The sequence below is a fragment of the Pseudomonas sp. URMO17WK12:I6 genome (assembly GCF_003253625.1).
Taxonomy (GTDB): Bacteria; Pseudomonadota; Gammaproteobacteria; order Pseudomonadales; family Pseudomonadaceae; genus Aquipseudomonas.
Genome location: NZ_QKYZ01000021.1, coordinates 93881 through 105191, shown reverse-complemented (window position 1 = coordinate 105191; position 11311 = coordinate 93881). Strand labels below are relative to the sequence as shown.

The following is an 11311-nucleotide window of genomic DNA, read 5'->3' as shown; positions in this document are numbered from 1 at the left end:
GTTGCCGAGCCATTGATCGACCAGGTGGCGGTGGCTGCATGATCGATGTCGCTTGAACTGAACTGGCCACTGACACTGAGGGTGGTGTCTTCCTGCACGGCGCCCACATCATTGCCGTTGGCGAAACTGAGCACCGGTGCATCGTTGCTGCCAGTAATGGTGATGGTCACGGTCTGGGTCGTCGAAGCAGCGTTAGCCGCGCCGCTGTTGTCGGTGGCGACCACGGTGTACGAGAAGGTGACGGTTTCACCCGCGCCGAGGAAATCGAGGTTCTGGTTGGTGCTGTAGTCCCAGCTGTTGTGATCAACCGAGAACCCGGCGACCAGTGCTGAGGCCACACCCGCATCGAGCGTGCCGCCGCTCCAGGCGATGTTGCCGTTGGAGGTGTGCGACACAGTCACCACGTCGATGTTGTCCACATCGGCAAAGCTCAGTGCGCCGCTGTCGCTCAGTGTGGCCGTACCGTTGCCTTCGCTCATGGCGCCGGTGGTGTCGGCAATCGTCAGCGTCGGCCGGTCGTTGGTGCCGGTGATGGTAATGGTCACGGTCTGTACCGTGCCGTCGCCGATCGCCACGTTATAAGTCTGGGTGAGGATCTGGCCTTCGCCCAGGAACTGCACGGCGGCGTTGTCTACCGCGAAGTGCCAGCCCAGCGAACCGCTACCGGTGCCGGTGCTGTCGTGCAGTGGATCTGTGGTGAAGCTGCCCAGGTAGCCGGAAGCGCCCGGTGTGACGGTGACGCTGTGGGTGTCGATCAGGTCGGCGTCGGTGAAGGTGATGCTGCCGTTGGCGGCGTAGTCGCCACTGTCTTCCTTGGCATCGCCGGTCTGCACGCCGCTGGTGATGTGCACCTGGTCGTTGGTGCCGGTGATGGTGATGATCACATTTTGCGTTGTCGACGAACCATGCCCATCATTGACGGTGACCACATAGGTTTCGGTAGCTGTCTGACCCTGGGCCAGGTACTGGGCTGCCGCATTGTTCACGGTGTAAGTCCAGTTAACGGTGCCGTTGGCCGCATTGGCCGCTTCAATGACAGAGGCAAGGCTGAAGTTGCCCAGCGCTGTGGTATTGCCTCCCGCCGCCACGAATGAAGCGGTATGCGTGTCGCTCAGATCGACGTCGCTAAATGCAATCGTGCCCGTCGTACTCAGCGAATCGGTAGTGCTCGGCGTTGTGGGCGCATCTTCGGTCACCGTGCCAGCCTGCACGCTGACGTTCATCGTCACACTGTCATTCATACCGGCAAATTGCACTTGCGCAGTGGCCCAGCTGAGGGTGCCATTGCCGAGACGAATCGCATACGTAAAGCTGTCTGCCAGGGACGCTCCGGCAGCAAGCTCCTGAAGTTGCGTCTTGAAAGCAGTCGATAAGGTAGCGGCGTCGTAGCCGACTTTGCCATCCGATGTAATCCAGATTTTTGCCCCGTTGAGGCTGGTGTCGGTGCTCGTCGCCTCAATTCTGCTCGTGTCCTGGACCAGCAGATCGGCCGGGGCATAAACCTTGGTGGCAGTAGAAAGGCTGGTCGCGTTATCAACTGACCAGAGCGTCTTTGCGTTACCGCCCAGGTCATTGGACATGACATCCAGGTACACGACACCCTGCAGGTCTTCAGTGATGGTCACGTTGCTCGTGCCAATGACACCTGTAGTGAAAATGTCGTCCTGCGCCTGCGGCGTATTGGAAAACGAAGTTACGGTGCCGCCGCTGGTCGTGGTGGTGGTAGCCATGTCTTTCTCCCGAGAATGCTTTTTTTATTGGAATTGCCAGGGACTGCTAACAGGACGAAGTCCCGTGCTTGCGCCGCTCAGAGTGTTCAGGAGCGGTACGGGGCGGCTACCGGACATCGTCGACCGTCTGGGCTTGACGGGACAGGTGCTGCCGGCAGAGGGGCGCTGGTCTCGCGGGGGTGAAGAAACTCGCCGTACTTGAGGAGCGAATCGCAGGAGCGGTCGGGCGAACGTGGGCCCAAGCCTGAGGCTGCGCTGCGCGTGGCGCGCAGTATCCTGAGAGCGCCCATAGTGAAGGGACTCCTGAAGTAATGGCTGGATGAGGCCGTATTTTGGTACAGCACTGATTCAGGGATACGGCCTTTCCTGATATCAGTTTGATAGGTGTTTAGTTGTGGGGTCAGGCTTTGTAAAGGTGTTAAGCGCAGGTAACAGTACGATGTGCCAATATTCCGACAAGTGGGTGTTTTGGTGTCAATATTATGTCGATTTGTTTTTGGCGAAGTGACCGCAGGCACTCAATAGTGGTGCACCTCAAATGAGCTGAAACCCTTATGCGGCAAGGGCTGGCTGCATAATTCCAGTACAAGGAAACTCTAAAATTGCAGCGTCAGCGGTTAAAAAAGCCCGTCAGAGCATTCCCCTGGCGGTTTTTTTCTTGCTCGAACCACCTGACGACTTACGTGGAAAGTCCGTTATTGCTGTGCCTTACTTCTGACTCCACTCACGGAGCCAAGCAATGCGACACAGAGGTGCACAGTTCTGGTTATGGACCGACACCCGTTTGCCTCACCGCACCCATGAAGAAGTGCTCGGTGACGGGGTACAAGTGGAAGTGCGGGCGCGCGTGGGTCATGAGGGAATCACCCAGGTGTTCATCGGTGTTTACGATGCCCGTGGGATCATGCTGTGTGAGGAGTTTCACGACAGGGGCCGCGATGAGACTTACTGTGCGGCGTTGAAGTGGGGCGCTCTACGAGCGGGCGAGATCGTCGCGGGCACGCAGGCCTTCGTTGCACCTCATCGGGTGCAACTGACGCTCGGCACGGTCATCACCGATGAGTCGGTACTGGCGCTGCGGCGGATGGAAATGAACGAACGTGAGCGTTTCAAGCTCAGCTGTGAAGATGCGTGGTCGGAATACCTGACCGCCAAAGCGGCCATGCTTGACCTCATGCGCGCGCCCAAAGTCGATCCCAGGGTCTGGGCGGACCACAAGGAGCGACTGAAGCAGGCGATTGACCGGCGCGTCTGTGTACAACGCGCCTATTTACGCTGAGCTATTCAGAACCTGATGCCCGGGGCTGTCGCAGGGTCTCGATGGTCGCGATCAGGTCATCGTAGGACACCGGTTTTCCAATGTACTGGTCAAAGCCCGATTGACGAGCCTTTTTAATATCGCTGATAGCGCCATAGCCAGTCAGGGCAATGGCCGGCACATCCTTGACATGCGGCAACTGACGTAATGCTTGCATCAGTTCATGGCCGTTCATGACCGGCATGCCCAAGTCCGAAATGATCAGGTCGAAGTGGCTGTTTGCAGCCGCATCCAGAGCGTCCTTCGGATGATCGAAGGCAACGACTTCGGCGTCCTCCATTTCCAGCAGCATCTTCAGGGTTTCCAGTACCTCGGCGGAGTCGTCGACCAGCAGAATCGTCAGGCCGCTCAGTTTTCCTGATACCTCATCGGTTGGCGTTGTGGTTTGGGTTTTGCCTTCACTACTGGCCAGGGGCAAATAGACAGTGAAGGTACAGCCTTCCCCAACGCCCGGCGAACTCACTTCAACCGTGCCATGTTGCGCCTCGGTCAATTGGCGCACCAGTGACAAACCGATGCCCAGCCCTTCGCGCTGGTGGTTGGCGTGCTGTGTTTCAGCCTGGCCAAACAGGTCGAATACGTGTTCGAGGTTCTCTGCCGCGATGCCGGTGCCATTGTCCTTGACGTCCAGCCGCGCCATGTTCTCGGCCAGGCTGGCGATCAATTGCACGCGGCCGTCGGGCGGGGTGAATTTCAGTGCGTTATTCACCAGGTTCCAGATGATCTGCTCCAGGCGCGTCGGATCGGCGCGCACCATCAACGGCTCCGAAGGCACATGCAGCTCGACGGTGGTGCTGTGCTGGTCGTTGAGGACGACGGTGTAAATATCGCGCAGCACACTGGCCAGATCCACGGCGATAGGCTTGAGCTTGAGCTTGCCGGTGCGCACGCGGGCGACATCCAGCAGGTCGTCGATGATCCGCGCCTGGCTGCTGACAGCATCGCAGATGGTGTTGACGGCTTTGGCGGCCGGCGCCACCGACTTGGTCACCGGCAAGCGCCGCAACAGTTCGGCGTTGAGCTGGATCAGGTTCAGAGGATGCTTGAGTTCGTGGGACATGACCGCGAAGAACTCATCCTTGAGGTAATTGGTGTTCAGCGTCTCGGCCAGTTGTTGGCTTTGTTCCTCATGCTGGCGTTTGTGACCGGTCAGGTCCCGGGCGATTTTCACGTAGCCGCGAAGGTTGTCACCGCTGAGCAAGGTCACTTCGCCGCTGCAATAGAAGCGGCTGCCGTCCTTGCGCAGGTGCCAGCGTTCATCTTCGGAACGGCCATGGGTGCGAGCCCCCAGCAGTTCGGATTCAGGCACGCCGGAGGCGCGGTCTTCGGCGGAAAAAATGAAGTCGTAGTAAGCGCCTTCGGCCTCAGCCTTGCTGTAGCCGAAGATCAGTTCGGCGCCTTTGTTCCAGGTGGTGATCACGCCTTGTTCATCAAGGGTGATGATCGCGTAGTCGCGGGTGCTTTCGGCCACCAGGCGCATGCGTTCTTCACCCAGGCGCAGTTCTTCTTCGGCCTCGCGGCGTTTGGTGATGTCAATGAACGTCAGCACGGTGCCGTCGATACGGTCTTCGCTGGAGCGATAGGGCAGCAGGCGGGCGATGTACCAGTGCTTGTCGGTGCTGCTGACTTCACGTTCGATCATGTTCAATGATTCGAACACCGATGCCGCGTCACTCGCCAGGTCGTCGTAGTGCAGGCGATGGGTGATGTCGAGCAGGGAGCGGCCGGTATCCACCGGCAGCATGCTGAAGATATCGGTGGCACGCGGAGTGAACCACTTGATCCGCATGCTGCGGTCGACAAACACCGTGGCGATGTCGGTGGAGGCGATCAGGTTGGTCAGGTAGTCGTTGATCTTGTCGGTTTCTTCGACTTTGGTTTTCAGCTCGTAGTTGACCGTCAGCAGCTCTTCGTTGATCGATTGCAGCTCTTCCTTGCTGGTCTCCAGCTCTTCGGTGGCCGAGCGCAGTTCTTCGTTGATCGCCTGCATTTCTTCGTTGGAAGCTTTCAGTTCTTCACTGGAAATTTCCGATTGTTCAATGGTGTCCTGCAAGTGCAGTTTGGTGCGTTGCAGTTCACGCTCAAGATTGGACAGCACCTGGCTTTCGGTTTGAAGCAGGGTCTTGGCCGTCGCTTGCGAAGGATCGACTTCGACTTCCTCGAAAATCACCAGAATGAACTCGCCGTCCGCCTCTTCATCCTTGTAAGGCTGCGCCTCGAGGCTGACCTTGTAATGCCGCTCTTCGCGCTTGACCGGCACCTCGCGGGATTTCACGGCCAGGCCGCTCTGCTGGACCTGGAACAGCGTGGTGCGGATTTCCAGGCGCAGCTCTGACAGGATCAGAGTCAGCAGGTTGCGTGACAGCTCACCGCCCACATGCCGAAGGAAACGCCCGGCACTTTCGCTCATGTGCAGGATGTCGGCGTTGGCATCGACGATCATGCTCGGCGGGGCCGCGCGTTCGAGGGCGCGCTGGTGGATGTCGGCGAAGGACAGTTTGCGCTGCACGGCGTGTTGCGGTGCCTGATGGGAAATATTGGAGCGCACATAACCACCGCGCGGCACGGTCGGCGTGCGTCGGCTATTGGCGGTGCCAGTCTTGGCGCGGAAGATCCGGTTGCGTTTGTCCACCGGCGTGAACAGCTCATGGCAAGCGTCTGCACTTTCGGAGGAACCGAGGAACAGAAAACCGCCGGGGCGCAAGGCGAAGTGGAACATCTGCAGGATTTCGCGCTGTACTTCGCGATCCAGATAGATCAACAGGTTCCGGCACACGATCAGGTCGATTTGCGAGAAGGGTGGATCGGACAGCAGGCTGTGTTTGGCGAACAGCACCTTCTCGCGGATTTCCTTGCGAATCCGATAGTGCTCATCTTCCTTGATGAAGTAATGCCGCAGCCGCGTCGGCGGCACATCCGTCACGATGGCTTGCGGGTACAGGCCGGCCCGGCCGAAGCTGATGGCGCGCTCGTCGATGTCGGTGGCGAAAACTTGCAGTGAGGCCTTGCTGGCTTCCTGTTGCAGCTGATCATTGACCAGCATCGCCAGGCTATAGGCTTCTTCGCCGGTGGAACAGCCAGCCGACCAGACCCGGATTTCTTCCTTTTCAGGCTGCGCCGAAACCGCGGCGCTGACCAGTTGCGGAATGACATCCCGCTCCAGCGCTTCGAAGGCTTCGCGATCACGGAAAAAGTTGGTCACGCCGATCAGCATGTCCCCCAGCAGCGCCTTGGTTTCTTCGGGATTGCTTAGCAGGTAGCGGTAATAAGCTCCCAAGTCGGGCTGGGCCGTGACCTGCATCCGGCGTTCGATCCGCCGCAATACCGTTGCGCGTTTATAGTGCTTGAAGTCATGACCGGTGCCGGTACGCAACTGGATCAGGATGTCGTGCAGCATTTGTTCGGCGAGCACGGCATCACGTTCGGCTACAGAGGCGAAGGATTGCAGTTCCGGATCATTGGCGGCGGGCAAGCTGATTTCCCGGGAGTTGTGCCACAGGTCCAGCAGCTTTTGCGGCATGTCTGCTACGGGCAATACCAGATCGACCATGCCGGTTTCGATGGCCGCCCGAGGCATACCGTCGAACTCGGCGTCTTCCGGTACCTGGGCCAGGGTAATGCCGCCCTGTTCCTTGATACGCGACAGGCCGACTGCGCCGTCGGAACCGCTGCCCGAGAGCACCAGGCAGAAGGCGCGCTCGCGGTGTACTTGCGCCAGGTCGCGGAAGAACAGATCGATCGAAGCATGGCGTCCCAGTTGTGGGTCGTTTTCAATTATCTCAAGGTTATTGCCATTCATCACCAGTCGCCGCGCCGGCGGGATGACATAGACCCGGTTTTTCTCGATAGGTACGGTTTCGGTGACCTGCAGAACCGGCATCCGGGTCGATTCCTGGATGATCTTGTCTGCGACGCTTTGGTGGTCGGGCGACAGGTGAAGAATGATCACAAACGCCATGCCGTTGTCGTTAGGCATGTTCTCGAAAAACAATTTGATGGCTTGCAGCCCGCCAGCCGACGCACCGATGCCCACCACTGGAAAATCCAGGGTACTGAGGGTCAGGGCCTTTCGCTCGGGAGCCGTGGCCGAGTGCTTGGGGGTGGTGGTCATTTCCTGGCCTTTGCCGGCGATTTAGAGCGTATTGGGTTCAAGCGGACAATAATTAGCGCATTTCAATAAATCAGGATAATCCCGTTTTTCAATAACACCTTCAAATATTTAGCGCGTCTATGCGTAGCCGTATGATCTTTTGGCAGTAAAAGGAACGATTGCACTCCCGCTGCTTCAAGGGAACGCGACTACTGGCCGATAACGCGACAAGCCGTTGTGATTTCATCGCTGGCGGCCGGTAAAGCTCATCACGCGATTGTGCGAAATTGCTTGATAGCCAATGGCCTCTCGCTATCATCTGCGCGCCTGAAAGGCCGCGAAGCTGAACTCGCAGCCATTGCCTTTAGGTTGTTCTTCCTTAAATTGCCTGGAAATCTTCGATGCTGTCGTATCACCAAAAAAGCTTTTTGATCGTCGATGATTTCTCGGATTTCCGCAGTTCCGTCAGGTCCATGCTGCGGGAGCTGGGCGTCAAGGACGTCGACACCGCTGATACCGGTGAGCAGGCGCTGCGCATGTGCTCGCAGAAGTCCTACGACTTCATCCTGCAGGATTTCCACCTGGGCGATGGCAAGAAAAACGGTCAGCAGGTGCTCGAAGACCTGATGATCGAGAAGCTGATCAGCCACGAAAGTGTGTTTGTCATGGTCACCGCCGAAACCAGCCAGGCCATGGTGCTCAGCGCACTGGAGCATGAGCCCGACGCTTACCTGACCAAACCGTTCAACCGCTCCGGCCTGGCCCAGCGCCTGGAGCGACTGGAACAGCGCAAGACCTTGCTCAAGCCGATCCTGCAAGCGCTTGACCGGGGCAAACCGGTTGAAGTGCTCAACGCCTGCATCGCCTTGTGCAAACAGGACATTCGTTATTCGCCGCTGTGCCTGCGCTACCGCGCCGATGCATTGCGCGACTTGAACCAGAACGAAGCGCTGGAGCGTCTTTACGACAGCATCATTGCAGATCGGCCTTTGCCCTGGGCGTTTGCCGGATTGGGCCAATTGCTGTTCAAGCGCGGGCAGGTCAGTCAGGCCAAGGGCATTTACGAAAAAGCCTTGAAAGTCTTCCCGATGATGCCGGCCCTCTACGATGGCATGGCCGATGTGCTGGTCGCCGAAGGTGACACCAAAGCGGCGCAGAAAGTGTTGGAAGAAGCAATTCGCCTGTCGCCGCTGGCGGTGCGCCGGCAAGCGTTGCTGGGCAAGTTGGCAATGGCCAACGAAGATTTCGACACTGCCTCCAAAGCCTATCGCCAGGCCGTGAACCAAGGGGCGCAGTCACGTTTCAAGGATGCGGAAAGCAACCTCGGCCTGGCCCATGCCTTGATCAGCAAAGGCTCGGAAAAGGGCCTGGACACGCGGACCCGCCTGGAAATCAACACGACGCTGAGTGCAGTGGCGAAGGAGAACCCTTCCGACCCAGGCCTGCAGATTCGTGCGCGTCTGATGAAGGCCACCAGCCTGCTGCTCAACGATGCCGAGACCGCCGAGAAGCTCACCGAGCAAGCGATGATGCGCCTCGATGGCATGGAACAGTTCATGAGCGCCGAAGCGGCGCTGCTGGTGGCCAAGCAGTTGCAAATGCTCGGGCAGGCGAGTGCCGGTGCTTCGATGTTGAAAAACTGTGCGGAAATCTACGGCGACGATCCGACCGTGATGAAGGGCATCGCCAAGCTGACCGACGACCCGACCATCCTCAACTCGGGCAATGCCGCCGCCGACCTCAACCGTCAGGGCGTGCGGGTGTACAAGACCGGCAATCTGGTGGAAGCCCGGGAAGTGTTCCGCAAAGCCCTGGCGCTGCAACCGAAGAACATCAGTATTGCCCTGAACATGGCGCAGTCGCTGCTGCATGGCACCGACACCAGCGTGCCGTCGGCCGAGCTGGAAGAGTGCCGGGCCTGCCTGAAAACGGTCGGCCTGATGCCCGATACCGATGCGCGTTATCCGCGCTACCAGAAACTGAAAATCAAGGCGTTCGGCGAATGATCGACAGCGAACCGTCACTCGACTTCTCTACGGTGATTGCCTCCACCGTGCACGACATGAAGAACTCTCTGGCCATGCTGATGCAGGCGCACAGCCAATGGCTGGCGCGTTTGCCCGACCCTGAGCGGCACACCCCGGAGCAGGGCGTCATCGACTTCGAGTTCGCCCACCTCAATGGCATGCTGGTGCAGTTGCTGGGGCTGTACAAGCTGGGCGTCAACCAGATGCCATTGCAGCCGGCCTACCATGAGCTCGATGACTTCATCGAGGCGCAACTGGCGGCTCATCAAGAAGTGTTCGCCAGCCGGGGCATTATCGCGACCTATGAAGTGGACCCGTTGAGCCCGCTGGGTTTCTTCGATCGGGAGCTGATTGCCTCGGTGCTCGCCAATTGCATCAACAACGCCATTCGTTATGCCCGGCATGCCTTGTTGATCAGTGTCAGCGATGAGGCCGGGCAATTGGTGCTGACCATCAACGACGATGGTGAGGGTTATCCACCCGAGATGATCGAGCGTCAGGCCGACTATGTGCAGGGCATCAACCACAGCAGCGGCAGTACCGGCCTGGGCTTGTACTTTGCCGGGCGGATTGCCGCCTTGCATCAGCGTGATGGTGTGGGCGGACGTACCGAAATCAGTAATGGCGGGCCATTGGGTGGCGGCGTGTTCAGCCTCTATCTCCCCTGAACGACACGTTCCTCACAGGATTGCGCCTTTTTGTTTGACGCTGCTTGATATTCCGAACAGCCGGAGCCTATTTTGTACGGGTCGCCGTTCGCGGCTCGTACAACAACAAGGATTGCGTCATGACAACCGATGGCCATCGCTCACTCGCGCAGCGATTGACGGGCATTGATGAGATTGAATGTGTCACGCCGGACCTGAACGGCGTGCCACGCGGCAAAGTAATGACCGCTGAAGGATTTCTTGAGGGGCGGCGTTTGCAGATGGCGCGGGGAGTGCTGCTGCAATGCATCATGGGAGGCTATCCGCCGGCGCACTTTTACGGCAGCGATGATGGCGATCTGGCGCTGGTGCCTGATCCGGGGCAGATCCACCGCTTGCCCTGGAGTTCGCACCCTCGGGCACTGGCCATATGCGATGCACAGGAACTGACTGGCGAGAGCTCGCACCTGTCGACTCGCGGCCAACTCAAGGCGGTGATCGCTCGCTACGCCGCCCTCGGTCTGGCGCCGGTCGTGGCGACCGAGCTGGAATTCTTTGTGTTCGCACCCAACCCTGACCCGACGCAACCCTTCCAGCCGCCAGTGGGCCTGGACGGTCGTCGCGAGGACGGTCATTCGGCATTCAGCATCAGCTCCAATAACGGCTTGCGGCCGTTCTTCACTGAAGTCTACGCAGGCATGGCGGCGCTGGGCTTACCCCGCGATACCTTCATGCACGAGATGGGCGTCAGCCAGTTCGAGATCAACCTGCTGCATGGCGATCCGCTGCTGTTGGCCGACCAGACCTTGCTGTTCAAGCATCTGCTCAAGGAAGTGGCGCTCAAGCATGGCCTGACCGTGGTCTGCATGGCCAAGCCGTTGGCTCACACGCCGGGCAGTTCGATGCATATTCACCAGAGCGTCGTCGAGATCGACAGCGGGCGTAACGTGTTCAGCGACAAGGCCGGCGAGCCGACCGCGACCTTCCGTCATTTCATCGGTGGCCAACAGGCCGGCCTGGCGGATTTCACTGCGCTGTTTGCGCCGAACGTGAACTCTTATCAGCGCCTGTGTCATCCTTTTGCATCGCCCAATAATGCCTGCTGGTCCCATGATAACCGCGCGGCCGGCCTGCGCATTCCGGCCAGTTCCCCGGTTGCTCGTCGGGTCGAAAACCGCTTGCCGGGGGCCGATGCCAATCCGTATCTGGCGATCGCCGCGAGCCTGGCGGCGGGGTTGTATGGCATCGAAAACAAACTGGAGCCGAGCGAGGCGATCCAGGGTGAATTCGTGGTGCCGGATAATCTTGCGTTGCCGTGTACCTTGCATGCCGCTCTTGAACGTCTGAAACGTAGCCAATTGGCGAAGGAACTGTTCGGCAAGGAGTTCATCGAAGGCTACATCGCTTCGAAGACCCTGGAGTTGACCAGCTTCCTCGATGAAATTACTCCCTGGGAACGGCGTGTTCTAGCAGCCCAGGCCTGACGACCTGTCGCCATC

At 58.9% G+C, this 11311-nt stretch carries 6 protein-coding genes; 4 read left to right on the top strand and 2 right to left on the bottom strand.

Translation table 11 applies throughout. The annotated features are described in order from the left end of the window. Positions 1 to 1730: VCBS domain-containing protein (locus F475_RS27245; RefSeq protein WP_218281490.1), on the bottom strand; the 1730-nt coding region annotated here is incomplete at its 3' end. A gap of 739 nt (positions 1731 to 2469) precedes the next feature. Between F475_RS27245 and F475_RS27240 the strand changes: the two genes are divergently transcribed. Continuing rightward, positions 2470 to 3009: a hypothetical protein gene (locus F475_RS27240; RefSeq protein ID WP_086944554.1), complete on the top strand. Its 540-nt coding sequence runs from the start codon at positions 2470 to 2472 to the stop codon at positions 3007 to 3009. A 1-nt stretch (position 3010) separates the two neighbouring features. On the opposite strand, the gene F475_RS27235 is transcribed toward F475_RS27240, so the two are convergent. Continuing rightward, positions 3011 to 7159, bottom strand: a complete 4149-nt coding sequence (locus F475_RS27235; protein WP_111455181.1) for a CheR family methyltransferase — start codon at positions 7157 to 7159, stop codon at positions 3011 to 3013. 380 nt (positions 7160 to 7539) lie between these two features. Here F475_RS27235 and F475_RS27230 point away from each other — a divergent pair, with 380 nt between their 5' ends. The 3 genes from F475_RS27230 to F475_RS27220 all read left to right on the top strand — a co-directional run bounded on the left by F475_RS27230 (position 7540) and on the right by F475_RS27220 (position 11296). Next, entirely contained in the window at positions 7540 to 9144 is a 1605-nt protein-coding gene (locus F475_RS27230; protein ID WP_019650359.1) for a tetratricopeptide repeat-containing response regulator, read from the top strand. Continuing rightward, positions 9141 to 9833, top strand: coding sequence for a sensor histidine kinase KdpD (locus F475_RS27225; RefSeq protein WP_064616474.1), 693 nt, complete (start codon positions 9141 to 9143; stop codon positions 9831 to 9833). Before F475_RS27230 ends, F475_RS27225 begins: the two co-directional genes overlap by 4 nt. Positions 9834 to 10054: 221 nt before the next feature. Continuing rightward, complete coding sequence (locus F475_RS27220; protein ID WP_177431134.1) at positions 10055 to 11296, top strand: glutamine synthetase family protein; 1242 nt, start codon at positions 10055 to 10057, stop codon at positions 11294 to 11296. Positions 11297 to 11311 lie beyond the last annotated feature (15 nt).